The organism is Fodinicola acaciae, from assembly GCF_010993745.1.
Classification (GTDB): domain Bacteria; phylum Actinomycetota; class Actinomycetes; order Mycobacteriales; family HKI-0501; genus Fodinicola; species Fodinicola acaciae.
Map to the genome: position 1 here is coordinate 76,755 of NZ_WOTN01000003.1, position 25,140 is coordinate 101,894.

30 protein-coding genes are annotated in these 25,140 nt (G+C 70.0%); 14 read left to right on the top strand and 16 right to left on the bottom strand.

All coding sequences use genetic code 11. The annotated features are described in order from the left end of the window. Window positions 1–6: 6 nt before the first annotated feature. From GNX95_RS43410 to pyrH, 5 genes are all read right to left on the bottom strand, one after another. Window positions 7–1,323, bottom strand: a complete 1,317-nt coding sequence (locus tag GNX95_RS43410) for a DivIVA domain-containing protein (RefSeq protein ID WP_163510296.1) — start codon at window positions 1,321–1,323, stop codon at window positions 7–9. A 2-nt stretch (window positions 1,324–1,325) separates the two neighbouring features. Continuing rightward, window positions 1,326–2,489 carry a dual-specificity RNA methyltransferase RlmN gene (gene rlmN, locus GNX95_RS26675; RefSeq protein ID WP_163510297.1) on the bottom strand — a complete coding sequence of 388 codons (1,164 nt, stop codon included), beginning with the start codon at window positions 2,487–2,489 and terminating at the stop codon, window positions 1,326–1,328. A 177-nt stretch (window positions 2,490–2,666) separates the two neighbouring features. Next, complete coding sequence (locus tag GNX95_RS26680; protein WP_222853972.1) at window positions 2,667–3,563, bottom strand: phosphatidate cytidylyltransferase; 897 nt, start codon at window positions 3,561–3,563, stop codon at window positions 2,667–2,669. 7 nt (window positions 3,564–3,570) lie between these two features. Further along, a complete protein-coding gene (gene frr / locus GNX95_RS26685; RefSeq protein WP_163511944.1) occupies window positions 3,571–4,128 on the bottom strand; it encodes a ribosome recycling factor in 558 nt (185 codons plus the stop codon). Window positions 4,129–4,210: 82 nt separating this feature from the next. After that, on the bottom strand, window positions 4,211–4,966 hold the full coding sequence (gene pyrH / locus GNX95_RS26690) for a UMP kinase (RefSeq protein WP_163510299.1): 756 nt from the start codon (window positions 4,964–4,966) through the stop codon (window positions 4,211–4,213). Between the two features lie 159 nt (window positions 4,967–5,125). Here pyrH and GNX95_RS26695 point away from each other — a divergent pair, with 159 nt between their 5' ends. Both GNX95_RS26695 and GNX95_RS26700 read left to right on the top strand, forming a co-directional pair. Next, entirely contained in the window at window positions 5,126–5,725 is a 600-nt protein-coding gene (locus tag GNX95_RS26695; protein ID WP_163510300.1) for an ArsR/SmtB family transcription factor, read from the top strand. Continuing rightward, a complete protein-coding gene (locus tag GNX95_RS26700; protein WP_163510301.1) occupies window positions 5,718–6,452 on the top strand; it encodes an SRPBCC domain-containing protein in 735 nt (244 codons plus the stop codon). The genes GNX95_RS26695 and GNX95_RS26700 overlap by 8 nt, the downstream gene beginning before the upstream one ends. Before the next feature lie 79 nt (window positions 6,453–6,531). Here GNX95_RS26700 and tsf read toward each other — a convergent pair whose 3' ends face one another. The 5 genes from tsf to GNX95_RS26725 form a co-directional block, all read right to left on the bottom strand. Then, the gene (gene tsf, locus GNX95_RS26705) at window positions 6,532–7,353 is read right to left on the bottom strand and encodes a translation elongation factor Ts (protein ID WP_163510302.1); all 822 of its coding nucleotides are present in this window, start codon (window positions 7,351–7,353) and stop codon (window positions 6,532–6,534) included. Between the two features lie 79 nt (window positions 7,354–7,432). Then, entirely contained in the window at window positions 7,433–8,293 is an 861-nt protein-coding gene (gene rpsB / locus GNX95_RS26710) for a 30S ribosomal protein S2 (RefSeq protein WP_163510303.1), read from the bottom strand. Between the two features lie 233 nt (window positions 8,294–8,526). Next, entirely contained in the window at window positions 8,527–9,120 is a 594-nt protein-coding gene (locus GNX95_RS26715) for a hypothetical protein (RefSeq protein ID WP_163510240.1), read from the bottom strand. Between the two features lie 52 nt (window positions 9,121–9,172). Further along, on the bottom strand, window positions 9,173–9,607 hold the full coding sequence (locus tag GNX95_RS26720) for an RpiB/LacA/LacB family sugar-phosphate isomerase (protein ID WP_163510304.1): 435 nt from the start codon (window positions 9,605–9,607) through the stop codon (window positions 9,173–9,175). Beyond that, the gene (locus GNX95_RS26725) at window positions 9,604–10,797 is read right to left on the bottom strand and encodes an amidohydrolase (protein WP_163510305.1); all 1,194 of its coding nucleotides are present in this window, start codon (window positions 10,795–10,797) and stop codon (window positions 9,604–9,606) included. Before GNX95_RS26725 ends, GNX95_RS26720 begins: the two co-directional genes overlap by 4 nt. Window positions 10,798–11,032: 235 nt before the next feature. Here GNX95_RS26725 and GNX95_RS42685 point away from each other — a divergent pair, with 235 nt between their 5' ends. The 6 genes from GNX95_RS42685 (at window position 11,033) to GNX95_RS44085 (ending at window position 16,247) form a co-directional block, all read left to right on the top strand. Beyond that, window positions 11,033–11,788: a helix-turn-helix domain-containing protein gene (locus GNX95_RS42685; RefSeq protein ID WP_222853973.1), complete on the top strand. Its 756-nt coding sequence runs from the start codon at window positions 11,033–11,035 to the stop codon at window positions 11,786–11,788. Further along, entirely contained in the window at window positions 11,785–12,363 is a 579-nt protein-coding gene (locus tag GNX95_RS26735; RefSeq protein ID WP_163510306.1) for a hypothetical protein, read from the top strand. Before GNX95_RS42685 ends, GNX95_RS26735 begins: the two co-directional genes overlap by 4 nt. Window positions 12,364–12,372: 9 nt before the next feature. Further along, on the top strand, window positions 12,373–13,593 hold the full coding sequence (locus tag GNX95_RS26740; RefSeq protein ID WP_163510307.1) for a pyridoxal phosphate-dependent aminotransferase: 1,221 nt from the start codon (window positions 12,373–12,375) through the stop codon (window positions 13,591–13,593). Between the two features lie 32 nt (window positions 13,594–13,625). Next, window positions 13,626–13,955 (top strand): PadR family transcriptional regulator, encoded by a 330-nt coding sequence (locus GNX95_RS26745; RefSeq protein WP_222853974.1) that lies wholly within the window; start codon window positions 13,626–13,628, stop codon window positions 13,953–13,955. Then, a complete protein-coding gene (locus tag GNX95_RS26750) occupies window positions 13,952–14,923 on the top strand; it encodes a hypothetical protein (RefSeq protein ID WP_163510308.1) in 972 nt (323 codons plus the stop codon). The genes GNX95_RS26745 and GNX95_RS26750 overlap by 4 nt, the downstream gene beginning before the upstream one ends. 382 nt (window positions 14,924–15,305) lie before the next feature. Next, window positions 15,306–16,247 carry an NlpC/P60 family protein gene (locus tag GNX95_RS44085; RefSeq protein WP_163510309.1) on the top strand — a complete coding sequence of 314 codons (942 nt, stop codon included), beginning with the start codon at window positions 15,306–15,308 and terminating at the stop codon, window positions 16,245–16,247. 305 nt (window positions 16,248–16,552) lie between these two features. On the opposite strand, the gene GNX95_RS26760 is transcribed toward GNX95_RS44085, so the two are convergent. Continuing rightward, window positions 16,553–17,497 (bottom strand): aminoglycoside phosphotransferase family protein, encoded by a 945-nt coding sequence (locus GNX95_RS26760; RefSeq protein WP_163510310.1) that lies wholly within the window; start codon window positions 17,495–17,497, stop codon window positions 16,553–16,555. Between the two features lie 75 nt (window positions 17,498–17,572). Between GNX95_RS26760 and GNX95_RS26765 the strand changes: the two genes are divergently transcribed. Then, a complete protein-coding gene (locus GNX95_RS26765; RefSeq protein ID WP_163510311.1) occupies window positions 17,573–18,028 on the top strand; it encodes a hypothetical protein in 456 nt (151 codons plus the stop codon). On the opposite strand, the gene GNX95_RS26770 is transcribed toward GNX95_RS26765, so the two are convergent. Continuing rightward, window positions 17,991–18,794: an alpha/beta fold hydrolase gene (locus GNX95_RS26770; protein ID WP_163510312.1), complete on the bottom strand. Its 804-nt coding sequence runs from the start codon at window positions 18,792–18,794 to the stop codon at window positions 17,991–17,993. The genes GNX95_RS26765 and GNX95_RS26770 overlap by 38 nt on opposite strands. 102 nt (window positions 18,795–18,896) lie before the next feature. On the opposite strand from GNX95_RS26770, the gene GNX95_RS26775 reads away from it, so the two are divergent. From GNX95_RS26775 to GNX95_RS26790, 4 genes are read left to right on the top strand one after another with little or no spacing between them, the layout of a single operon-like run. Further along, window positions 18,897–19,697: a GNAT family N-acetyltransferase gene (locus GNX95_RS26775; RefSeq protein ID WP_187369707.1), complete on the top strand. Its 801-nt coding sequence runs from the start codon at window positions 18,897–18,899 to the stop codon at window positions 19,695–19,697. Next, complete coding sequence (locus GNX95_RS26780) at window positions 19,690–20,208, top strand: DinB family protein (RefSeq protein ID WP_222853975.1); 519 nt, start codon at window positions 19,690–19,692, stop codon at window positions 20,206–20,208. The genes GNX95_RS26775 and GNX95_RS26780 overlap by 8 nt, the downstream gene beginning before the upstream one ends. A gap of 43 nt (window positions 20,209–20,251) precedes the next feature. After that, window positions 20,252–20,992, top strand: coding sequence for a peroxide stress protein YaaA (gene yaaA, locus GNX95_RS26785; protein ID WP_163510313.1), 741 nt, complete (start codon window positions 20,252–20,254; stop codon window positions 20,990–20,992). A gap of 9 nt (window positions 20,993–21,001) precedes the next feature. Beyond that, the gene (locus GNX95_RS26790; RefSeq protein ID WP_163510314.1) at window positions 21,002–21,703 is read left to right on the top strand and encodes a carbon-nitrogen hydrolase family protein; all 702 of its coding nucleotides are present in this window, start codon (window positions 21,002–21,004) and stop codon (window positions 21,701–21,703) included. Here the strand turns inward: GNX95_RS26790 and GNX95_RS26795 are convergent. Beyond that, the gene (locus tag GNX95_RS26795; RefSeq protein ID WP_163510315.1) at window positions 21,684–22,043 is read right to left on the bottom strand and encodes a VOC family protein; all 360 of its coding nucleotides are present in this window, start codon (window positions 22,041–22,043) and stop codon (window positions 21,684–21,686) included. The two genes, GNX95_RS26790 and GNX95_RS26795, sit on opposite strands and share 20 nt — an antisense overlap. 35 nt (window positions 22,044–22,078) lie before the next feature. Next, window positions 22,079–23,299, bottom strand: coding sequence for a cytochrome P450 (locus GNX95_RS26800; RefSeq protein ID WP_222853976.1), 1,221 nt, complete (start codon window positions 23,297–23,299; stop codon window positions 22,079–22,081). Between the two features lie 95 nt (window positions 23,300–23,394). On the opposite strand from GNX95_RS26800, the gene GNX95_RS26805 reads away from it, so the two are divergent. After that, window positions 23,395–23,955 (top strand): TetR/AcrR family transcriptional regulator, encoded by a 561-nt coding sequence (locus GNX95_RS26805; RefSeq protein WP_163510316.1) that lies wholly within the window; start codon window positions 23,395–23,397, stop codon window positions 23,953–23,955. On the opposite strand, the gene GNX95_RS26810 is transcribed toward GNX95_RS26805, so the two are convergent. After that, entirely contained in the window at window positions 23,940–24,740 is an 801-nt protein-coding gene (locus tag GNX95_RS26810) for a GNAT family N-acetyltransferase (protein ID WP_163510317.1), read from the bottom strand. The genes GNX95_RS26805 and GNX95_RS26810 overlap by 16 nt on opposite strands. Then, window positions 24,730–25,131, bottom strand: a complete 402-nt coding sequence (locus GNX95_RS26815; RefSeq protein ID WP_163510318.1) for a PPOX class F420-dependent oxidoreductase — start codon at window positions 25,129–25,131, stop codon at window positions 24,730–24,732. The genes GNX95_RS26810 and GNX95_RS26815 overlap by 11 nt, the downstream gene beginning before the upstream one ends. Window positions 25,132–25,140: the final 9 nt, after the last annotated feature.

Consider the following 25,140-nt stretch of genomic DNA (forward strand, 5'->3'; position numbering starts at 1 on the left):
GAAGGGTCAGCCGCGGCGGCCGAGCATGTTGCGGACCTCGCCGAGGGCCGCGTCGACCTCGTCCTCGTAGTAGCCACCCTGCACCAGCTCGAAGTGCGGCACCAGGTCCTCGGGGTCGATCCGACCGCCGGAGCGGCCGGTCACCACGGCGCTGATGCCGTCGAAGAGCCGGTCGACCTGGTCGACGTCATAGCCCGAGCCGAAGCGGCGCTGCTTGAAGGTGGAACGCAGCTGGTCGACCTTGGTAGCGTCCTGCGGCGTGTACGGCGAGGAGTTGCCGTACTGCGGCATCTCCGCGGTCATCTCCGACTTGCCGTGCCGGCCGTCCCTGCTGCCGACGCCGGGCAACGGGATGTCGGCGGCCCCGCCGGCCCCCTGGTTGCTCCACATCACCGTCGCGCCGGTGTCCCAGCTGCCGGGGTCGCGGCTGCCGCCGCCCTGTGTCTCCCAACCCTGGGTCTCCCACTGCCGGCCGTCGCGGTCCAGCTGGGCGGACCAGCTCTCCTCCTCGGCCGGCTGCTGCTGGCCGCCGGCGTACCCGGCGGCGCCGCGGTAGGAACCCGCTCCGGTCGGCTCCTCGCGGTAGGCCGGCTGCCCGTACGGCTCCTGGTAACCCTGCTGCTCGGCGTACGGCTCCTGATAGCCCTGGTCGTAGCCGGCCTGCGCGGCATAGCCCTGCTGCTGGTCGGGGTAGTCGCGCTGGTAGGGACCCTGCGGCTGGGCCGGCTCCTGGTAGTCGTCCTCGGGGAAGTCGTCGCGGAACTCCGACGGCGTGTCGAACTCGTCGGTCGGCGGGCCGCCGTCGGACGGGTCACCGTACGGGCTGGGCCGTACGGCCGGCATGAACTGCGTCGAGGCCTCGTCGGTCGGCGACGCCATGCCGACACCGCCGCGCGAGGTGCCGCGCGTGTTGCCGACCCGCGACGGGCTCGGCACGGCGGCCCGGCTGCCGACCGGCGTGGCGACCGCGGCCGCCGCGCCGCCGACCAGCGCGCCGGCTCTGGCCGCCGCCGGCTCCCGCCGCATCTCCCGGGACGGCAGCGCGGCTGGGTGTGCGGCCGGATGCGCCGCCGGCTGGTTCTCCATCTCGGTGAGCTGACGTTCGAGCCGGTCGAGGTGCTTGTCGACCTCCCACTCGTCGTAGCCGCCGAACCGTACGCGGAAGACCACGTTGTGGACTTCCTCCGCGGTCACCGGCGGGCCGTCCGGGTTTCCCACCAGGGTGGCGTCCACCCGTTCGAGAAACTCGTCGACCTCGTCGACCTTGTAGCCCCGGCGCAGCGCACGTCGCCGGAACCGCTCACCCGGATCAGATCCCTGCACCGTCACACCTCCGCCGCGGCCAACTGCCCGCATGCCCCGTCGATCTCTCGACCACGGGTGTCTCGTACCGTCGTCGATACGCCGCTAGCCCGCAACCGCCGGACAAACTCCCGCTCCGCTCCAGTGTTGCTCGCCGACCACTCGCTGCCCGGCGTCGGGTTCAGCGGTATCAGGTTGACATGCGCGAGCTTCCCAGCCAACCGGCGGGCCAGCAGATCGGCACGCCAGGGCTGGTCGTTCACTCCCGCGATCATCGCGTACTCGATGGAAATGCGCCTCCCTGTCGAATGCGCATAGTCCCACGCCGCCGCCAGTACGTCGTCAACAGGCCACCGCTGGTTGATGGGTACGAGCGTGTCACGCAGCTCGTCGTCCGGCGCGTGCAGGCTCACCGCGAGCGTCACCGGCAGCTTCTCGGCGGCCAGTTTCGCGATCGCCGGCACCAGCCCGACGGTGGACACCGTCACCCCGCGGGCGCTGATCCCCAGCCCCCGCGGCACCGGCTCGGTCAGCCGACGCACGGCGGCGACGACCCGCTGGTAGTTGGCCAGCGGCTCACCCATGCCCATGAACACGATGTTGGAGACCCGGCCCGGACCGCCGGGCACCTCGCCGGCGGCCAGAGCGCGCGCTCCCGCCACAACCTGTTCCACGATCTCGGCGGTCGAGAGGTTCCGCTTGAGCCCACCCTGGCCGGTCGCGCAGAACGGACAGCCCATAGCACATCCGGCCTGGCTGGACACGCACATCGTGACACGATCCGGGTAACGCATAAGTACGCTCTCGAAGAGCACTCCGTCGTACGCGCGCCAGAGCGTCTTGCGGGTCGTGCCGTCGTCGCAGGCGATGTCGCGCACGGTGGTCAGCAGGTCCGGCAGCAGCGCGGCGCCGAGCGTCTCGCGGGCCGCGGCCGGCAGGTCGGTCATCGCCGCCGCGTCGCCGGAGAGCCTGCCGAAGTAGTGGCGGGAGACCTGGTCGGCGCGGTAGGCCGGAAAGCCCAGCTCAGCCACCGCGGCGCGGCGCGCGGCGGTGTCCAGGTCGGCAAGATGGCGTGGCGGACGGCCTCGGGTCGCCTTGCCAGCGAGCCCGGGTCCGGTCAACGGCTCGGTGGAACCCGTTGCGGTCACGTCGGCTTCGAGATCGTCCAGGAGGGGCAGCGTCGTCATCGTGTGGCCCATTCTCCCATGGCCACCCACGAGAAGTCGCCGGTATGCAGGTGAGCCGGGTCATCCAAGGCATCCCCCACACAACCCAAAGTCGCGACCCGGTTGCTGACAGCAGAACATCTTACTCGGGTCGTATCGGTGGGTCACAGGCAGTGGTCAGCCATCGTTTCGGCGCCCTCAGTGCGGCGGTGCCAGCGAGGCCAGCAGGACGTACGCCACCGGCGCCGCGACCAGCACCGAGTCGAGCCGGTCCATGAAGCCGCCGTGGCCCGGCAGCAGGCTGCCCATGTCCTTGATGCCGAGGTCACGTTTCAGCATCGATTCGGCGAGGTCGCCCAAAGTGGCCGCGATCGCGATCGCGAGTCCGAACAGGACGCCGTACCACCACGGCCGGTCGAAGAAGAAGTGCATGAACAACGCGCCGGCGATCGCACACGCCAGCAGCGAGCCGGCCAGGCCTTCCCAGGTCTTGCCGGGGCTGGCCAGCGGCGCCATCTTGTGCCGGCCGAACAACACGCCGGTCGCGTACGCGCCGGTGTCGCTGCAGACGACCGTCGCCATGAAGGCGATCACCCGCAACGCACCGTCGCCGGGCACCAGGAGCAGGACGCAGAACCCGGCCATCAGCGGGATGTACGCGGCGATCAGCGCCGCCGAGGTCACGTCGCGCTGATAGCCGACCGGCCCGTCGCCGAGCCGCCAGAGCATCACCGCGATGATCGTCAGCACGAAACCGACGGCGAGCATCGAGGCGCCGGCGAACCAGGCCAACGCGATCATGCCGACACCGCCGGCCAGCAGTGGTACGAGCGGCGGCCGCGCCTCCAGCGGTCGTACGGCCCGGACCATCTCGATGACCGACAGGACGACCGCGACGGCCGCCACGACGGCGAAGACCGGCCGATAGATCAGCAGCGACGCGAGCACCAGCGCGCCGAGGCCGCAGCCGACGGCGATCGCGACCGGCAGGTTACGGCCGGCCTTGGGCGCGGCGGTCGGCTGGCGCTCGCGCGTGGCCCGGTGGCGACCCCGGCCGCCGGCCGGTTGCGGCTCGGCTGGCTGCGGTGTCGTCACAAGGTCATTAGACCTCAAGCAGCTCCGCTTCCTTGTGCTTCATCAGGTCGTCGATGGCGGCCACGTACTTGTGCGTGGTCTGCTCGAGCTCCTTCTCCGCGCGGTTGACCTCGTCCTCGCCGGCCTCGCCGTCCTTGCCGATGCGGTCGAGCTCCTCCTTGGCCTTGCGGCGCACGTTGCGGATGGCCACCTTGGCCTCCTCGCCCTTGTGCCGCGCCACCTTGACCATCTCGCGCCGGCGCTCCTCGGTGAGCTGCGGGAAGACGCAGCGCAGCACGTTGCCGTCGTTGGCCGGGTTGACGCCGAGGTCGGAGTCGCGGATCGCCTTCTCCAGCGCCGCGATCTGGGACTGGTCGTACGGCTTGACCAGCGCCATCCGCGGCTCGGGCACGTTGATCGAGGCGAGCTGCGGCAGCGGCGTCATGGCGCCGTAGTAGTCCACCATGATCTTGTTGAACATCGACGGCGCGGCGCGGCCGGTGCGTACCGAGCCGAGGTCCTCCTTGGCGACCTCGACGGCCTTTTCCATCTTCTCCTCGGCCTCGAGAAGTGCATCGTCGATCACGTTGGTCGCCTCCTGGAAATGCGGGACTGGCATTATGCCGCGTCCAACCGTATCGGTGCGCGGGGAACGCGGGGTGGGGAGCCTATCGGTTGGTGAGCAGCGTGCCGATCTTCTCACCGGCGATGACCCGGCCGATGTTGCCTTCGGTCAGCAGGTCGAAGACGACCATCGGCAGGCCGTTGTCCATGCAGAGGCTGATCGCGGCGGTGTCGGCCACGCCGAGCCCCTGGTTGAGCGCCTCGGCGAAGCTGATCTCGTCGTATCGCTTGGCGTCCGGGTTCTTCTTCGGGTCGGAGTCGTACACACCGTCGACCTTGGTGGCCTTGAGCACCACGTCGGCGCCGATTTCCAGCGCGCGCTGGACCGCGACGGTGTCGGTGGTGAAGTACGGCATGCCGGCGCCGGCGCCGAAGATGACGATCCGGCCCTTCTCCAGGTGGCGCATCGCGCGGCGCGGGATGTAGGGCTCGGCGACCTGTCCCATCGTGATGGCGGTCTGCACGCGCGTCTCCACACCCTGCTTCTCCAGGAAGTCCTGCAGCGCGAGGCAGTTCATCACGGTGCCGAGGATCCCCATGTAGTCGGCCCTGGCCCGGTCCATGCCGCGCTGCGACAGCTCCTCGCCGCGGAAGAAGTTGCCGCCGCCGACGACGATCGCGACCTGCACGCCGCTGCTGGCGACCTCGGCGATCTGCCGCGAGATGTCGTGCACGACGTCGGGGTCGACCCCCACCTCGCCGCCTCCGAAGACCTCGCCGGAGAGCTTGAGCAGCACTCGCTTCCAGCCCTGTCGGAGGTCGACCGCGGTCGGCGAGGGGTCGGCGGCAGTGGAGGTCATGAAGGTCTGGTCCCTCTCATCGGCAGATGTGCACTCACCGCAATGTATCGGCCGGCACCTGGTGACCAGGATCCCACCCCGCGTACCGCCTCACCTAGCCGGCGATCCGACAAGTTCATCGTTCTTGACAAATATTTCTGTCGGTGCGACGGTGGGACCATGCTGGAAATCGCGGTGATTGACGACCCGGCCGCGGCCGGGGTCTCGCTGGATCCGATGCGGTCCCGGTTGCTGGCCGAGCTGGCCGAGCCCGGGTCGGCCACCATGCTGGCCGCCAAGGTCGGCCTGCCCCGGCAGAAGGTCAACTACCACCTGCGCGAGCTGGAGAAATACGGCCTGGTGGAGCTGGTCGAGGAGCGCCGGAAGGGCAACGTCACGGAGCGGCTGATGCGGGCCACCGCGTCGTCGTACGTCATCTCCCCCGGCGCGCTGGAGGCCGTACAACCCGATCCGGACAGGGCACCCGACCGGCTGTCGGCGCGCTGGCTGCTGGCCCTCGCGGCCCGGCTCGTACGCGATGTCGGCGACCTGATCAAGGGCGCCGACCGGGCCGGCAAGCCGGTCGCCACGTTCGGGATGGACGGCGAGGTGCGCTTCGCGTCGGCGGCCGACCGGGCGGCCTTCGCCGAGGAGTTGGCCACCGCGGTCGCCAGCCTGGTGAGCAAATACCACGACGAGCGGTCCGAGCACGGCCGCCACCACCGGATAGTCGTGGCGATCCACCCCATCAAGAAGCCGAAGGAGCAACCTCGTGGGTGACGAGTTCGACATCAGCAAGGAAGTAGAGATCCCCGGCACGCCGGAGCAGGTCTGGGACGCCATCGCCACCGGACCCGGCATCTCGTCGTGGTTCATGGGCCCGCACGAGGTCGAGCCGCGCGCCGGCGGCCGGATCACCATGACCTACGGCGACTTCTCCGACGCCTCCACCATCACCGGCTGGGACCCGCCGAAGCGGCTCGCCTACCGCGGCGACCCGGCCGAGGACGGCTCGTTCCACGCGATGGAATACCTGCTGGAGGGCCGCGACGGCGGCAGTACGTGGCTGCGGTTCGTGCACAGCGGCATCACCTCCGACGACTGGGGCGATGAGTTCCTGGTGATGACCAGCTACGGCTGGGACCTCTACCTGTTCACGCTCGGCGAGTACGTCAAGCACTTCAGCGGCCGCTATGCCACGTACGAGGAGGTGCCGCTGCCGCCGGTCCCGGACGGGGTCGACATGTGGAGCACGCTGTCCGCGGCGCTCGGCCTGCCGGTGATGTCGCAGGTCGGCGATCGCGTACGCATGAGGCTCGACGGCGCCGAACCGGTCGACGGTGTCGTCGACTTCGCGCCCGGCTTCCCTGGTGTGCTCGGCATCCGCGGCGAGGACGCCTTCTATCGCTTCCACGGCCCCAACGGCATCGGCCTGCATCTGTTCGACGGCGATCCGCAGCAGGCCAAGGCAGCCTGGCAGCGTACTTTCAACAACGCTTTCGCCTGATCCAGCACAAAGCCGGTTTTGCCGCAACGCCCCGCTACTGGCACCTGCCAGTAACGGGGCGTTGCGGCAAAGGCGTGGCCTACGGCTGGCCGGCCTCGAAGCGCGCGAAGCGGGTGACGGTCACGCCGGCGTCGGCGAGCACCTGCTTGACGGTCTTCTTCTGGTCCTGCACGGAGGACTGCTCGACTAGCACGACCTCCTTGAAGAAGCCGTTGACCCGGCCTTCGACGATCTTGGGCAGCGCCGCCTCCGGCTTGCCCTCCTCCTTGGCGGTCGCCTCGGCGATGCGCCGCTCGTTCTCGACCACGTCGGCCGGCACCTCGTCGCGGGTGACGTAACGCGGACGCATGGCGGCGATGTGCATCGCGACGCCGCGCGCCACCTCCGGCTCGTCACCGGTGAACTCGACGATCACGCCGACCTGCGGCGGCAGGTCGCTGGAGCGGCGGTGCATGTAAGCGGTGGTCTTGCCGTCGAAGACGGCGACCTTGGCCAGCTCCAGCTTCTCGCCGATGACCGCGGACGCCGACTCGACGCTCTCGGCCACCGTCTTGCCGTCGGACAGCTCCAGCGCCTGCAATGCCGGCAGGTCGGCCGGCTTCTGGGCCCATGCCACGCCGGCGATGTCGGCGGCCAGCTGCTGGAACTGCTCGTTCTTCGCGACGAAATCGGTCTCGCAGGCCAGCTGGATCAACGCGCCGTCGACCGCGGCGACGATGCCGTTGCCGGCGGTACGCTCCGCACCCCGCTTCGCCGCCTTCGCCGCGCCCTTGACGCGCAGCAGCTCGATGCCCTTCTCGTGGTCGCCGTCGACCTCTTCCAGGGCCTTCTTGGCGTCCATAAACCCGGCGCCGGTGGCGTCCCGGAGCCTCTTCACGTCAGCGGCGGTGTAGTTCGCCATCTCTTTTCTCTCTCGTTTCGATGGTCAGGCGGGGCCACCCGGCCGTACGCGGTCCGGCCGGGTGATGATCATGCCGGGATCAGGAGTTGTCGGCGCCGACCGACGCGGTCTCCGGGGCGGGCGTCTGTCCGGCGGCCTCGGCTTCCTTGGCGGCGTTGCCTTCCAGCACCGCGCGCTCCCACTCCGGCATCGGCTCGTCGGCGCCGATCGCCGCCTCCGGCTTGTCCTCGCCTTCGGGCGCGTTGGACCGGCCGGCGCGCGCGATCAGGCCCTCGGCCACCGCGTCGGCGATGACCCGGGTGAGCAGCGCGGCGGACCGGATCGCGTCGTCGTTGCCGGGGATCTTGTAGTCGACCTCGTCCGGGTCGCAGTTGGTGTCCAGGATGGCCACCACCGGGATGCCCAGCTTGCGGGCCTCGTCGACGGCGATGTGCTCCTTCTTGGTGTCCACGATCCACACCGCGGACGGCACCTTGTTCATGTCGCGGAGGCCGCCGAGCGTACGGGACAGCTTCTGCCGCTCACGCGACAGCACCAGGGCCTCTTTCTTGGTGAGCACGTTCTCGCCACCGGTCTGCTCGATCATCTCGAGCTCCTTGAGGCGCTGCAGCCGCTTGTGCACGGTCTGGAAGTTGGTGAGCATGCCACCCAGCCAGCGCTGGTTGACATACGGCATGTTGACCCGCTGCGCCTGCTCGGCGACCGCTTCCTGGGCCTGCTTCTTGGTGCCGACGAACAGGATCGTGCCGCCGTGCGCGACCGTCTCCTTGACGAACTCGAACGCGGTGTCGATGTAGGTCAGCGTCTGCTGCAGGTCGATGATGTAGATGCCGTTGCGCTCGGTCAGGATGAAGCGCTTCATCTTCGGGTTCCAGCGCCTGGTCTGGTGCCCGAAGTGGACCCCGCTCTCCAGCAGGTTCCGCATGGTGACGACGGCCACTTCTGGTCCGCCTCCCTCTTGTCTCGCACGGCCTGAGCCGCGCTGGCTCGGTTGTCGCAGGTCACCGGGTTGGCGCCCGCCCTGGCGTCCCAGCGAGAAGGCGAACCGTCCAGGACCTGGACGGACCGAGACCTCGATGCTGCCGGCTGGCCGGCTGAGGACGCGCGTAGTCAACCCGCACACACGGGCTGCGTTATCAGTGTACGCGCCGCTCTGGCGCCTTTTAAGTCGGCCTACGCGGCGATGGCGGCGAAGAGCATCAGCAGGACGCCGGCGACGACGAAGACCAGCGGCGGGCTGACCAACCGCTGCAGCACCGGCTCCTCGGCTGGTCCGCGGCGCAGCAGCTGCGCGATCAGGCCGCCGGCCAGCGTGGCCGTACCAGCGAGCAACAGCGCTCCGCCGATGACCCCGTTGCCGTCGGCGGCCGGCAGGTGGCCGGCCGCGCGCCAGGTCAGCAGGCCGGCCGGGATGCCGATCACCAGCAGGCCGACGGCCACGGCGGCGACGCCGACGATGGCGCCGGCGCTCAGCGCCGCGCCCGGCAGGCCGCGCGGCGGCTGCGGCTGAGGCGGTGCCGGCGGAACAGGCGGGATGATCTGCGGCGGGACTGGGCCGGCCGGCGGCGACGGCTGCTGCTGCTGAGGTGGCACGTCCTGCGCGGAGTGCGCGCCCTGGCTGTATCCGGCCGGCTGGCTGACCGATCCGCTGCTGTAGACGGTGCCACCGGTGTTGGGCAGCTGCGTACGCCGGGTGGCGTCCGGGTCGAGCTGGCGGGTCGGGTCGTTCAGGTCGTCACGCTGGTTGGCGTTCGGCGGATAGCTCATGGGTCCCCATCCAACCGCACGCCGTCCGGACATGTGACCGGTTCATCGCGAGTCAGATGTCCGCGAGGTGCGCGATGTTGGCCTGGTCACCGGGATCGTCGCTGGCGGCGGCCGCGAACCACGCGTCGAGGATCTCGGCCAGCTGCGCGGCGGAGGTCAGGCGCAGGCTCAGCGCCAGTACGTTCGCGTCGTTCCACACGCGCGCTCCGCGAGCCGTCTCCGCATCGACGCACAACGCGGCGCGTACACCAGAAACCTTGTTGGCGGCGATCGACGCGCCGGTGCCGGTCCAGCAGCAGACGATCCCCTGCTCCGCGCGGCCATCGGCGACATCGCGCGCCGCCGCCTCGCTGGCCCAGGCCCAGTCGTCCCTCTCCTCGACAGACAACGCGCCATGCACGACGACCTGATGACCGCGCTCTTCCAGCAGGCGTACGACGTCACGCGCGACGCCGGTGTCCTCGTCGGCGGCGACCGCGATCCTCATCGGCCGAGCCATGCCAGCGCCGCGGTGGTCAGTGTCTCGACGCCGGTCGTCAGCGTCGGCTCGATCAGCGGCGCGAACTCCGGCGAGTGGTTGCTCGGCAGCGAGCCGAGGTCGCCGGACTGGAAGGCGGCGAAGACGCGCTCCGGCTCCAGGCCGCCCCAGAACCAGAAGACGGTCGGCACGCCGGCGGCGGCGCCGAAGTTGCCGACGTCCTCGCTCGCCGCCACGGTGGGCATCGGGATCAGCCGCTCGGTGCCGAAGTGCTCGGCGAACGCGGCGACCGTCCTCCTGGTGGCGTCCGGGTCGCTGACCAGCAGCGGCGCGCTGACACCCCAGGTGATCTCCGGCTCCGGCGCTCCGCCGGCGGCCGCCTCGGCACGTACGATCCGCTCGACCGCCGCGCGTACGCGGTCGCGCACCGCGGCCGAGTAGGTGCGGATGTTGACGCCGAGCTCGGCCTCGTCGGGGATGATGTTCTCCTTCGTACCGGCCTGCATCCGGCCGACCGTCAACACGGCGACCTCGCTCGGTGGCACCTCGCGCGAGACGATGCTCTGCAGGCGTACGACCGTCGAGGCGGCGATCAGCACCGGATCGACGGTGGCCTCCGGCCGCGAGCCGTGGCCGCCACGACCGCGGATCCGGATCTCGGCCGAGTCGGAGCTGGCCATCAACGGCCCCTCTCCGTGACCGACGAAGCCGGCCGGCAGCGGCGCGACGTGCTGGCCGAGCACGACCGACGGCTTCGGAAAGCGCTCGAACAGCCCGTCGTCGATCATCGCGGTCGCGCCGGCGGCCAGCTCCTCAGCCGGTTGGAAGACGACGTTGAGCGTGCCCTTCCACGACATGTCGGCCAACAGCGTCGCGGCGCCGATCAGGCAGGTGGTGTGCATGTCGTGGCCGCACGCGTGCATCAGCGGACCGGTGGCGGCGTACGGCAGGCCGGTCTTCTCCGCGACCGGCAGCGCGTCCATGTCGGCGCGCAACATGACGACCGGCCCGTCACCGCGCCGGAGCACACCGAGCACACCGGTGCCGCCAACCCTGGTGGTCACCTCGTAGCCGAGCGGCCGGAGCGCGTCCTCGACCACCGAGGCCGTCCGGTCCTCGTGTCCGGACAGCTCGGGGTGGCGGTGCAGGTCGCGGTAGACGTCCGCCAGCTCCTCGGCCAGTCCGGCCGGCCAGGTCATCGATTCTCCCGCCACATCAGCAGTCTGCCCCATCCGTACGCGCGCGCGGCGGTCATGAAACGGCGGGTCGCCAAAACTGTCGGCCACCGCTGGAAGAATTGAGGACGGGGGTCCCCAGGGGGCCCCGGGGGCGCGAGGTCCCCTGAGTCAAGTCTTCCAGGTGGGTCCGACAGTTTCGCCGACCAGCGCGGTGGCGGCTTGACCTTGTCGCAGTGACAAGGTTTCTACTGGCGGCATGACGCTCCTGCGGATCGGCGAGGTCGCGAGAATCGCCGGCATCTCGCCGCGGGCGGTCCGGCATTACCACCGGATCGGCCTGTTGCCGGAGCCGGCGCGGCGGCCGAACGGCTATCGCGGCTATGACATCGCCGCCGTCGTACGCCTGCTGCGCATCCGCCGTCTGATGGACCTCGGCCTGAGCCTGGAAGAGGTCGGCGCGGCGCTCGCCGATGACGACGGTCGCGAGCTGCGCGAGATCATCGCCGACATCGCCGCCGAGCTGGCCGAGCGGGAGGCGCGGATCCGCCGCCAGCGCGAGCGCCTGCTGGAGCTGGCCAGCCGCGGCGGCGACCTGACCGTCGACGCCGGCCTTGCCGAGGTTTTCGCTTTCTGGGACGAGAAAGCCGGCGACCATCCGGCGTACGCACGTGAGCGCCGCGTGGCCGAGCTGATGGCCGCGACCGGCTCGGGCGACGCCGTCGACAGGGCCATGCGCGGCGTCATGGACGACACGCGACTGGTCGAGCGCGGCCTCGCGATCTCCCGGCGCTTCGAGGAACTGGCCGACGACGCCAGCCAGCAGGCGATAGACGACGTGGCCGTCGAGCTGATCGCCTACGCGCGGGAGGTGACGGCACACTTACCGGCCGGCGACGACCAGGCGACCGACGTCGAGGTGTTCCTGAAGGCGGTCGGCTCGGACCTGAACGCCGCGCAGCGACAGGTCTTCCAGCGGCTGACCGGCGAGATCCGGAGATGGGCACAGCGATGACCGCCAACGTCCTCCTGCTGCAGCCAAAGATCGTGGTCGCGCTGGTCCGCTGGATCCTCCGCAGGCCTGACGTTGCGGGCGGCGTCCCGTTCGGCTGTCCGCGGGACACGTTCTTTCTGTGGGCGATCGTGGCCGGTACGGCGGTCGAGTTGGGGGTCGTCGAGTTCCTGCTGGTCATGCTGCGCGTGCCAGTGGGATGGACGGTCGCGGCGGCCGCCCTGCACGCGTACGCGGTGTTCTGGCTGCTCGGGATGATGGCCGGCTTCGCGGTGCGGCCACACCTGCTCACCGCCGAGCACGTCATCGTCCGCGACGGCCTGTTCACCGAGCTGACCTTTCCGTACGAGTCGGTCGCCGGCGCGGTCGCGGCGGTGAAGCGCGCCGACGGGTTCGGTGGCCGCACCGGCCTGAAGGTCCGCGACGGCGTGGCGACCCTGGCGTACGACGACGCGACGGTCCGGATCGACTTCCGGCCGGACGCGGTCATCTTCCGCGACGGCGTACGCGTGGCGACGCCGTACAAGAGCCTGTGGATCAGCGTCGGCGACGCGCCCGGGTTCGTTGAGTGGTTTTAAGCTCTCCGCATGACGGCAGGGCTTGTGACGCGGATGCGGGAGTTTGGCACGACCATCTTCGCCGAGATGTCGGCGCTGGCGGTGCGGACCGGAGCGATCAACCTCGGTCAGGGTTTCCCGGACACCGACGGACCGGCGGAGGTGATCGAGGCGGCCGTCGAGGCCCTGCGGACCGGACAGAACCAGTATCCGCCCGGCCCCGGCATCCCGGCGTTGCGCGCGGCGATCGCCGACCACCAGCGGCGCTGGTATGGCCTGGACTACGACAGGGACTCCGAGATCCTGGTCACCGCCGGCGCCACGGAGGCGATCACCGCGGCGATCCTGGCGCTGTGCGAGCCAGGCGACGAGGTGCTCTGCCTGGAGCCCTACTACGACTCGTACGCAGCCTGCATCGCGCTCGCGCAGGCGGTCCGCAAGCCGGTGCTGCTGCACGCGCCGACCGAGGAGGGCGGCCGGTTTTCCTTTGATCCGGACGAAATGCGTGCCGCGATCACGCCGCGGACGAAGGTGCTGCTGCTGAACTCGCCACACAATCCGACCGGATTCGTGGCCACCCGGGCGGAGTTGGCGGCCATCGCGGAGATCTGCGTCGAACACGACTTGGTGGCGATCACCGACGAGGTCTACGAGCACCTGGTTTTCACCGACGCGGCGGCCTATCGCGACGATCCCGCGGTCGCCGGTGTCCAAAGTGGACATATCCCGCTGGCGACCTTCCCCGGCATGCGGGAGCGTACCGTCCAGATCTCCTCGGTCGGCAAGACGTTTTCCTTCACCGGCTGGAAAGTCGGCTGGGTCTGCGCGCGGCCGGAGCTGGTTTCCGCGGTCACCAAGGTGAAACAGTTCATGACGTACGTGAACGCCGCGCCGCTGCAACCGGCGGTCGCGGTCGCGCTCAACCTCGGCGCCGGCTACTACCCCGAGTTCACCGCCGGCATGCAGACGCGGCGCGACCTGCTGCGCGCGGGCCTGGCCGACGCCGGCCTGACCGTCTTTCGCACCGAGGGGACGTATTTCGTCACCTGTGACGTGTCCAGCCTCGGCGTGACCGACGGCCTGGAGTTCTGCCGGTCGATGCCGGAGCAGTGCGGCGTGGTGGCGATCCCCAGCCAGGTCTTCTACGACCACGGCGACGAGGCGAAACGGCTCGTACGCTTCGCGTTCTGCAAGCGACCGGAGGTGTTGACCGAAGCTGCGCGCCGGCTCGGCAAACTCGGCCACCGCTAGCCAGATATCCTGAGAGTCATTATATTGAGGTCATGGCATCGCGTGACATGACCGAGCCGGCGTTCTTCGTGCTCACCGCGCTCATACCCGGCCCACGACACGGCTATGGCATCGTCGGAGAGGTCCTGGACCTGTCCGGCGGCCGGGTGAAGCTGAAGATCGGCAGCCTCTACGGAGTGCTCGACCGGCTGGTCACCGAAGGTCTGGTCGAGCTGGACCGCGAGGAACCGGAGAACGGCCGGCTGCGCCGCTACTACCGGATCACCAGCACCGGCCGGCACACGCTGGCCGCCGAGGCCGAGCGACAGGCCGCCAACGCGCAGCTCGCGAACGCGCGGCTGGCGCTCGGTGGTGCCTCGTGAACACTCTGGAATGGCGTTATTGGCGCGTCCTGCGGTTGCTGCCGGCCGCGTACCGGCAGCGGTGGCAGGACGACATGGTCGACGCCTTCCTGGAAAGCACCCGGACCGGCGATCCGGAGGCCGACGACTACCAGCGCGACTATGGCCGGCCGAGCCTTTCGGAGACCGGCAGCGTGGTCGCGTTGGCCGTGCGGCTGCGGCTCACCGGTTCGGCCGGCAGCTTCGGCTGGGGTGCGGCCGTACGCCTCGCGGTGCTGGTCATCCTTGCCGTACAAGCCGCTTATGGGCTGGTCACGCTGTCGAACGCGGTGTGGATGACCGGGTGGATTCACTGGCTGCCGACGCCGCCGATGACGGCACCGTCGCTGCTGCCAGCGATCTTCCACGCCGGCTGGTTGGTGGCGTTCCTGTCGTTGCTTCTCGGCTATCGCCGTACGGCCGTGTGGCTGATCGCCGGCGCTCCGGTCTTGAGCGCGATCAGCCAGCTGGCATTCGGCCACGTCGTGGCCGTCGGCACGATCTTCGATCTGATGCCGGCAGCCATCCTGGCGGTGGCCGTCGGATGCGCCTTCCAGGACGGCGTGCCGGCGCCGCGTCCCCTGCCATGGCTGCTCGCGCTCGCCGGTGGCGTCATCGTCGCTGTCGTCCCGTCGGTGACCGGCGGGTTCTGGGTGACGGGCGACAACGTGCTCGCCGGCCTGCTCATCGCCGGGTTGGTCGTCGCGCTCTGCCGTCCGTCGATCCCGGTGTCCCGGCAGCTGGCAATGGTCGTGCTCGCCGTCGCCCTGGTTGGTGCCCGGCTGCCGGCGCTGACCCTCATCGGCTATCAGGTGGTGTCCGAGTCCAGCCTGGCGCTCATGCCAGCCGTGTCCATCTACCTCGCGCAGAGCGTCGCGGTCGCCGCACTTGGCCTCGCCTGCGCGTACCGACTCCGCGGAGTGCTCTCAGCGGAGCCGCTTGGCCACTGACCTGATCTGTGCGCGTGGCGGCGAACCGCCTGCCAGGTCAGACGTGAGGTTGTGTTGCCGGCGGCTCATTGAGTGTGGGGAAATCCCGGTAGAACCGGGCCTCGATTGCGGGATTTTCCCGCACTCGACGCGCAAGTGACGCGACGGCGCGGAAAAGTCGGCCCTCCATGTGAGGCTGATTTCCGGGGGCCCATTTCTCGCGCCCGCGCGTGGGGGACCCCCCGAATTCCATTCTTCCAGCCGGTGCCGACAGTTTCGGCGAGCGCGACGCCTTGCATAGCACGGAAAACGCACCGAAAACAGTTGTCCACAGCCCGATTTTCTGTCCACAGATTCGCGATCCGACCGGTTCCCGGCCGCCGCCGGCCGGCAGGCTGGACGCATGCGCCACCTCCCGCCTCCGCGCTCCGGCCGCGCCGCCTTGGCGGCCCTGCTGTCGCTGGTGCTCGCCCTCGCCGGCTGGCCGGCCAGTGCGGCCGCCGCCGGCACACCGACGCTGATGTGGCCGCTGGACGGCACACCGCAGGTGACCCGCGGCTTCGACCCGCCGGACAGTCCGTACGGCGCCGGTCACCGCGGCGTCGACCTCGCCAGCACGCCGGGCGCGGTGGTGCGCGCCGCCGCTCCGGGACGCGTCGTGTACGCCGGCGACCTCGCCGGCCGGCCGCTGGTGTCGATCGAGCACACCGGCGGCCTGCGCACCACGTACGAGCCGGTCCAGCCGGCCGTCCACGCCGGCGACCAGGTCGGCTACGGCACCGTCGTCGGCCACCTCGTCGCCGGTCACCTCGGCTGCACGCGCGCGGCGTGCCTGCACTGGGGTGCCAGGCTCGGCGGGCAATACGTCGACCCGCTCTCACTGATGGAGGGACTCGGCGTGCCGGTCCGGCTGCTGCCGCTCAACGGCCACGGCCGGCGCGACATCGCACCGGCACGCGGCCTCGCGGTGGTGGCGGCCGCGCGACGCTGGCTCGGCACGCCGTACGTGTTCGCCGGCGGCGACGAGCACGGCCCCACCGGCGGCACCGAGCCGGGGATCGGCTTCGACTGCAGCGGCCTCACGCTCTACGCCTGGGCTCAGGTCGGCGTACGGCTGCCGCACACCGCCAGCGGCCAGCACCGGCTCGGCCGGCCGGTGCCGCCTGGCGCCGAGCGACCCGGTGACCTGGTGTTCTTCCACACCACCGGCGACCCACCCGACTACTACCACCACGTCGGCATCGCCATCGGCGGCGGCCTGATGATCGACGCGCCGCACTCCGGCGCCACCGTACGCATCGAGCCGGTCTGGCCAGCCGAATACGCCGGCGCGCGCCGATACTGACGAGGCCGCCCTGTCGGTTATCAAAAGAAAAGAGTCTCGGTGCATCGCGACGACAAGCGCTCGAACATATGCATCCGTGCACCGACAATCGCGCCATGGCGCAGGTGCGTCTTGCGGATGCTGCGTGACCCTCGGCTGGTCTGGCCGCAGGTCCCCCGCCGACGTGCCCTCTTCGATGTCATCGCTGCGCCCTTCGGTCGACATCGAGGCGCTCAAGGGCGAAGCGGGCGAGGATTTCGCCGCAGGCTGAGCAGATTCCCGGTGGGCACATCTGCTGGCCGGCGAAGGACACCCCTGGGTATTTCTCAGCCGCCTCGATGAGGTTTTCGGCCAGCTGACCGCGGCGCTGTAGCCGTGCCCCGCGTGAGGCGATCCGCCTCGGCGAGAAGGAGGTTGCCAAAGGGCTGGAAGCCGACTCTGACGCCGTTCAGCCCGCCGATCACGCGATGGATCGTTCCCCACTCCCAGATCGCGGTGGCGTCGACGCCAGTACGAGCGGCCAGACGTTCCGTCCTGACCCGCAAGTCGTCGCCGGAGTCGGGGGTGCAACGGACGATGGTCCCGAGGTCACATGCCGGTTCCGCCCTGAGGCCGTCGGGATCTATCAGCTTGAAGGTGGCGCCTTCTGCTTGGAGTGCGTTCGCTTCATGGACGTCGCCGTGCACCAGCACGGACGTTCGACGGTGGTAAGCGCGCTCGCGGCGATCGGCACATTCGACGGCGTCGTCGATCGTCGCCGCCGAACAGGGTCGTGCCAGCTCCTCCCAGAGCCGCGGTATGCGGTGCCGCATCCGATGTGCCAAGTCGGCGCCGGTCGGCAGGTCGATGTCGTCGTCGAGCGGGCGCCAGAGTTGCGCTACGAGGTCACACAACAGGTCGTGTTGCGCGTGATGGTCCACGATCACGTCGTGCATCGCCGGCCCGAGCCGCTCAAGCAGGAGTGCGTCTCGGGCAAGGTCGCGGCGGATCAGCCGTACGCAGCTCTTCCCCGCGGCGAGCTCGAGCGCGGTTGCTTCGTGGCCGAGCTGGCCTCGCCGTCCCGGCACCGCGACCTTCAGGACCGACGGGGTCCCGTCGGCGAGCGTGGCTTCGACGACCAGGGCACCGTGTCCTCCGCGCATCGTCGCGCCGATCGTCAGCGACCAGTCCTGGGCCAAGGAGTCCAGGACAGACGGCAGGCCGTCGAGCCATGCCGCGTGCCCGTCGGCGAGCGCGCTGTTCCGGACCTCATCGGGGATGTCGAGTGTCATCCGATTCATTTTCTCGCACCCGCCGCGGCACGAGGGCAGCACTGCTTGACGCCGGCCGACAAGTACGCTGTCCGGATGGCCTCCACCTCCGAGCACGTCGAGCTGCGCGACGACCTGCTCCGGCTGGTCACCGGCCGGCTGGTCGACCCGCTCGGCATCCTGCTGCAGTCAGAGGCGGCGGTCGCAGGCGTACGGCGGCAGCTGCGCAGCGACGCCGAGATGTGGGCCGCTCAGCTGCTCGGCGACGACCAGGAGCAGGCGAAACGGCTGGCCATCCGGCTGCTTGCCGCGCTCTATCCCAGCGACGAGCCGTTCCAGCCTCCCGACCAGTGGTGGCGCACGCCGCTGGGCCGCGTGGTCGCGCGTACGGTCGGCCATCCGGCCGCCGAGAGCCTGTCGCTCGCGGTCGCCGGCGCCATGCTCGGCATCAGCCGGCAGGGCGTACACGACCTGGTACGCCGGCACAAGCTCGACCGCCATCCCGACGGCGGCGTCACGTCGGAGTCGGTACGCCAGCGACTGCGCGGCTGAGAGGGCTCAGGAAGTCGGCGACGATCGGCGCCAGAATCTCCGGCGGCACCACGTGGCCGTGGCCGGAGACGATCCGCTGCCGGCCGTCCGGGATCGCCGCGGCGACCAGCCGACCGGCCTCGATCATCCACGCCGCACTCTCGCCGCCGGCGAGCACCAGCGTCGGCACCCGTACGTCGCGAGCCTGCTCCACCGGCGCGCGTCCGCCGCGACCGCGCGCGCTCAGCACCTCGTAGTCATACGGGATGGTCGCGGCATTGGCCTCCATCCAGCCCCACCACGGCCCGGACCGCATGCCGTCCACGACCTCGGCCGGCATCCCGGTACGAGCCAGGTGCGCCGCCACGGCGTCACCGAGCCGGCCGTCGGCGATGAGCGCCGCCACCTCGCCGTCCGGCTCGTCGTCGCTGAACGGCGGCTCATGCAGCACGAGCCGATCGATCGGCAGGCCAGCGGCGGCGGCGTGCAGCGCGAGCGCGGCACCGGACGAATGTCCATAGACCGCCGCCTCGCCGCCGACCGCCGCGATCAGCGCGGCCAGATCCTCGATCTCGCGACGCACCGCGTACGGCGCCGTGTCAGCGCTCGCACCTCGCCCCCGCCGGTCATAGTTGACGACCGCGAAACCGCCGGCGAGTGCCTCCGCGTACGGCAGCATCCCCTCACGTCCACACAACGCGCCGCCGATCAGCACCAACGGCGCGCCGGCACCGATCACGTCGTACGCGATGCGCGTGCCGTCAGCGGATGTCACGGTCTGGGTCATGTCCAGCTCCTCTCGTCACCAACGAATCGGAGCCGGCGCCGCGGTTTCGACATCGAGGATTTACGTTCGACGCGATCCTGCCGGCCTGACAGGATCGGCGCCGTGATTCCACTGGACACCTCACCGCGCGCGTTGGCTTTCCGCGCCGCGTACGACCGGCAGATCCGCCAGCGGCCCGGCAGCGCCAACGGCGGCACCATCGACAGGATCGGCCCGCTGGTCCGCAAGATCGGCTTCGACGGCGACGGCCTCCTGCTCTATCAGGGTGGCGCGAGCGGCGGCGAGCTCGACGAGCTGATCGCCAGCCAGATCGAACACTTCGGCAAGCTCGACCGGCAGGTCGAGTGGAAGTACTACACGTACGACGAACCGGCCGACCTGCCGGACCGGCTGGCCGCCGCCGGTTTCGTGCCGGACGAGCCGGAGTGCCTGCTGATCGGCGAGGTCGCAGAGCTGGCCGGCGAGTCGCCGCCGCCGGAGGGCGTGACGCTGCGCGAGGTGACCGGCCGGGCCGACCTGGAGCGCATGCGGGCGATGGAGGAAGCCGTCTGGGGTGTCCCGCACGACTGGCTGCCGGACGCGCTGACCCGCGCGATCACTGACGATGACCCGGCAACGGTCGTACTCGCGGAGGCCGGCGACCAGGTCGTCAGCGGCAGCTGGATCCGCTATTACACCGGCACGGAGTTCGCCTCGTTGTGGGGTGGCTCGACGCTGCCGGAGTGGCGCGGCCGCGGCATCTACCGGTCGCTGGTCGCGCACCGGGCGCGGCTGGCCGCCGAGCGCGGCTATCGCTATCTGCAGGTCGACGCGTCACCGGACAGCCGCGGCATCCTGGCACGGCTCGGCCTGCTTCCGGTCGCGGTGACGGTGCCCTACATCTGGCGGCCGCGCGGTGACTGACCGTACGCCGCTGCCGCTGGACGGTCCCGGTGTGAAGGTCGGCGACCCGCGCGAGCTGCTGCTCGGCTATCTGGACTGGTATCGCGAGGCGTTGCGACGAAAACTGGCCGGCCTGACCGACGCTCAGCTGCGCGCGCCGGTCGAGCCGTTCGGCTGGTCGCCGATCGGCCTCGTGCAGCACCTCGGCTGGGTCGAGAAACGTTGGCTGCGTTGGGGGTTCGCGGCCGCTGACGTGGTCGCCTATCCGGCCGGTGGCGACGCCGAGGAATGGGCCATCGACGCACCGACCGACGAGGTGTGGTCAGCGTACGAAGAGCAGGTGCGGCAAGGAAAAGCGGCGATCGGCGACGCCGGCCTGCAAACCGTCGCGAAAACCGGCGGACGCTTTCCGACCGAGGCCGACGCACCGCCGCTGGGCCGCATTCTTTTCCATCTGCTGCAGGAATACGCGCGCCATGTCGGCCAGCTCGACCTGCTGCGCGAACTCATCGACGGCACGACCGGAGAGTGACCCGGCACGACACCCGCGCCTCCTCGGCGCATACGCTCCTGACGTGCTGGTTTTGCTGCCACCGTCGGAGACCAAGGCGTCAGGCGGTCGTGGCCGTCCGCTGGATCTGGACAGGCTGTCCTGGCCGGAGCTCACCCCGGTCCGCCGCAAGCTCGCGGACGCGCTCGTCGAGCTGGCCGCCGACCTGCCGGCGAGCCTCGCGGCGCTGGAGCTGTCCGAGCGCCAGCTCGACGAGGTCGCGCGCAACGCCGTGCTGTGGGTCACGCCGACCATGCCGGCACTGCACAGATACACCGGTGTCCTGTACGACGCACTGGACCTCGGCACGTTCAGCCGGCAGGAACGGGTAAAAGCGCGCCGCCGGCTCGCGGTGGCGTCGGCGCTTTTCGGCATCGTCGGCGCCGCCGACCCGATCCCGGCATATCGACTGTCCGGCGGCAGCACGCTGCCGGCGATCGGCGGCCTGCGCGCCCTGTGGCGGCCGGTGCTGGAGCCGGTCCTGGCCGCGGTCGACGGCCTGGTCGTCGACCTGCGCTCCGGTGTGTACGCCGCGCTGGCGCCGGTCGCCGGCGCGGTGACCGTACGCGTCGTCACCGAGGACGACACCGGCCGGCGGCTGACCGTCAGCCACCACAACAAAATGTACAAAGGACGGCTCGCGGCGGCGCTGGTCCGCACCGGTCGCGAACCGTCCACTGTGGACGGTCTGGTGCGTACGCTGTCGCGGGCCGGGTTTCGCATCGAGCGATCCGGGACACACGACCTGGAGCTGCTGACCGATTAGGCTTGCCGCATGCCGCTCACGATCGCCGTCGCTCAGCCGGAGTGCGTCGCGTACGGCGTCACGAAAAACGCCGAGACGCATGCCGCGGTGATTCGCCAGGCGGATGCGCGGGTCGTGGTGTTTTCCGAGCTGTCGTTGACCGGATACGAGCTGGACGCGCCGGCGATCGCCGCCGACGACCCGCGGCTGGCGCCGATGGTCGACGCGTGCGCCGCGACCGGATCGATCGCACTGGCCGGTGCTCCGCTGCGTGGCGACGGCGACACGGCACACATCGCGACGCTGGCGATCGACGGCTCCGGGGCTGCCGTCGCCTATCGCAAGATTCACCTTGGTGGCGGCGAAAAACGCTTCACCGCCGGTGAGAAACCGGCCGTGCTGGCGGTCGACGGTTGGCGGCTCGGCCTGGCGATCTGCCGGGACACCGGCATCGCGCGGCATGCCGCCGACACCGCCGCTCTCGGCATCGACGCGTACGTCGCCGGGATCGTCGAGGACGACCTGCCTGCGCTGGACGACCGCGTCCGACGGATCACCACCGACCACAGCGTGTGGGTCGCGATCGCCAGCTTCGCCGGCCGCACCGGCGGCGGTTACGACCGGACACTCGGCCGGTCCGGGATCTGGTCGCCGGCCGGTGTCGCGGTCGCGCGCGCCGGCGCCGAGCCCGGCGAGTTCGTCCGCGCGGAGATCAGCCGACCTGCGACATGATCGCCAGCGGATGGCCGTCCGGATCGGCGAAGAAAGCCATCCACTCCTGCACGCCGGATTCGTGCCGGAAGATCATCTGCGGCGGCCGGATGAACTCGACACCGCGCGTACGCAGGTCGTCGTAGGCCGCCTGGATGTCCTCGACCCGGAAATAGAGCACCGACTGCTCGTCTTTCGGCTGGTCGGCGCGGCTGAGGAACAGCCGCGTCCCGGCGCAGTCGAAGAAGGCCAGATCGCCGAAGGTGTAGAGGTGCGGCAGGCCGAGCACCTCGCCATACCAGGTGACGGCTCGCGGGATGTCGCTGACCGTACGGGAAACCTGGCCGAGCTCACCGAGCATGACCGCTCCTCTCGCCGCGACCAGGTTAGCGGCGGCTACCAGCGCACGGGGAGAGCCTGCAGGCCGAAGACGGCCGCGTTGTACTTGAACGGCAGCTCGGCGACCGGCGCGTCGAGCGCCAGCGCCGGCACGCGGTCGAAGAGCGTACGCAACGCGGTGTCGATCTCCGCACGCGCCAGGTTCTGGCCCAGACACTGGTGAATTCCATAGCCGAAGGCCACGTGCCGGCGGCCCGACCGGTGGATGTCGAAGTCGTCCGGCCGCTCGAAGGCCCGCTCGTCGCGGTTGGCCGAGGCTGCCAACACGAAGACCGCCTCGCCGGCCTTGATGGTCTGGCCGCCGATCTGGATGTCCTCCACCGCCATCCGGTCGAAAGCGGCCCAGTCGACGATCGAGTGGAAGCGCAGCAGCTCCTCGACCGTGCCAGACCATTGCCGCGGATCGCCGGTGAGCTCCGCGAGCGTTTCCGGCCGTTCGATCAGGGTCAGCGCGCCGAGCGAGAGCAGATTGGCGGTGGTCTCGTGACCGGCCACGAGCAGCAGAAACGCCATGCCGACCAGCGCGTCGCGGTCGAGCTGGCCGGTCCGCAGCCGCTCGGTGACCAGCCGGCCGATCAGGTTGTCACCGGGCTCGCGCTCGGCGGCAGCGACCAGATCGTCGAGATACTGCCGGATCTCGGCTATCGCCTGGAAGCCTTCGGTCGGGTCGGCGTCGAGCTGGACGAACTTCTGCGTGCGCGACTGGAAGAAGTCGTGGTCCGCGTACGGCACGCCGAGCAGCTGGCAGATCACCAGCGACGGCACCGGCAGGCAGAAGGCCTTGACCAGGTCGGCCGGTGAGCCGGCGGCGAGCATGTCGTCGATCAGGCCGTCGACCGTACGCTGGATGCCTGGCTGCATCTTTTTCAGTCGTGGCACGGAAAACTCGGAGATCAGCATCCGGCGCAGCACGTCGTGCTCCGGTGGGTCCATGTCGATGAAGAAGCCGGCGCTGAGCGGCCTGGCCGTCGGTTCGTCGTCCATCACCCGCGGAAAGTCCGGCCGGCTGCTGTCGGTGCTGATCCGGCGGTCGGTCAGCACCTGCTGCGCCTCGGCGTGCCGGGTCACCACCCAGCCGGTCAGGCCGTTCGGAAACAACACTCGCACGACCGGACCGGCCGCACGCAGCGCCGCGTACTCGGCCGGCGGCTCGTACGGACAGCGGCGCATCATCGGAAAGGTCTGCGTGGCACCCGTGTCGGGCTGGATCGTCGTCATAATGTGGCCTCTGGAAGGAGTCGCCTTGATTGCTTACTTACACGAAAGTAAGCAATCAATCAGCCGGCGTCAAGGGACCGAACAGGCAGGAGCGGATGAGCGGCCGCCGTACCGACACCCGTGAACGGATCCAGCAGGTGGCGCTGGAACTGTTCTCCGAGCGCGGCTATGACAAGACCTCGCTGCGCGAGGTCGCCGAGCGGCTGGAGATCACCAGGCCGGCGCTCTACTACCACTTCCGCACGAAGGAAGACATCCTGGTGAGCGTCATCGACGACCTGAACGCGTCGATGGACGAGCTCATTGCCTGGGCCGCTGACCAGCCGCGCGACCGGGCCGGCCGGCTGGCCACGCTGCGACGCGTCAGCGCGCTGCTCAACGACAAGTGGCGGCCGATCCTGCGCTTCGCTCAGCTCAACCAGAACGCGATGCGGGACCTGCACAGCGGCATGCAGATGGAAGACCGCATGCTGTCGTTGATCTCGATGGTCGCCGACCCGGACAGTCCCCCGGAGCGGCAGTTCGAGTCGTGGCTGGCGATCATCGCGCTGCTGATGGGGACGATGCCGTTCGTCGTCCCGGCTCTGCGGGACGACGAACGCGCGCGGATCGCCATGGAAACGGCGATCCGGCTGATCGATCAACCCAAGGCCTGATTCATCGGCGCGAAAATCCGGTCACGCTCACCCGGCCACTGTCCATTGTGGATCATCAGCGGCGCCTCGTTCACGGCCTCCGGACCGTGCGCGCCGACCCAGTCGCACAGCCATGGATGCCGGTGGTCGACGTCGATCCTGACCGGTCCTCGCCACCGCTCGGTCAGCGCGGCGACAAGCGACGCGGCGGTGCGTACGTCCGGCGCGACCACCGGACCGACGACCAAGGTGTCCACATTGGACCAGGCGGCGCCGTACGCGTTGTCCGTCGCCAAAAATCGATCGGCGTTGCCGGCCAGCCATCGCAATGCCGGCGCGCGGTCGGCGCCGTACGCCGCCAGATCCAACGCGCCTACGCTGGTGGCAGCCGGCAGCTCTTCGGTCGCGTCGGCCTGAAACTCGCCGACGAAGGTCGTCACCGCGCCTGCGACGCGGAAGCCGATCCTTTCGTACAATGGCCGACCTTGCGTTGTGGCGTAAAGGAAAACCGTGGCGCCGCCAGCCGTTGCCAGCAGGTGCTCCATCAGCCGCCGGCCGAGGCCGCGCCGGCCGAAGCGCTCGGCGGTCAGCAACATGCCGATCGCCGCCAACTCGCCGCCGTAGCGGGTCAACGTGCCGGTGGCGGCCAGGCCGCCATCCGGCGCGTCGATGCCGAAGACCTCGCCGACGTCGAACATCATCGGCCACTTGCGGTCGTCGGGCGGCCAGTCGCGGTCCGCCGCCAGCGCTTGGCAGGCCGGCAGGTCGGCGGGCGTCAGGCGGCGCAGGCTCCAGTCAGCGGTCAACGGCGTAGCCGGTCACCCTGGTCGGCGTGACGCGTACGATCACGCGGACGAAACCCTCCGGATCGGGGTCCTTCGGTTTTCCGTCGTATTTCCAGGAAAGCTTGTCGTCGAAGGCGAAGGCGTCCTGCTCGGTGATCGTCGCCGTGCCGCGGATTTCCGCGTAGTTTTCCGGATCGCGCAGGTCGAAGACAGTGATGCTGACCCGCGGGTCGCGCCGCAGGTTGAGGTCCTTGCGCCGGCCGGCGACCGTACAGAACAGCACGTCGTCGCCGTCGCGGTCGATCCACATCGGCGAGGTCTGCGGCGCGCCGTCGGGATTCACCGTGGCAAGCACGGCGTAGTTCCTGCCGTCGACCAGCGCGCGGACCTTGTCGTTCAACGTCACTGCCATGACGGCAGC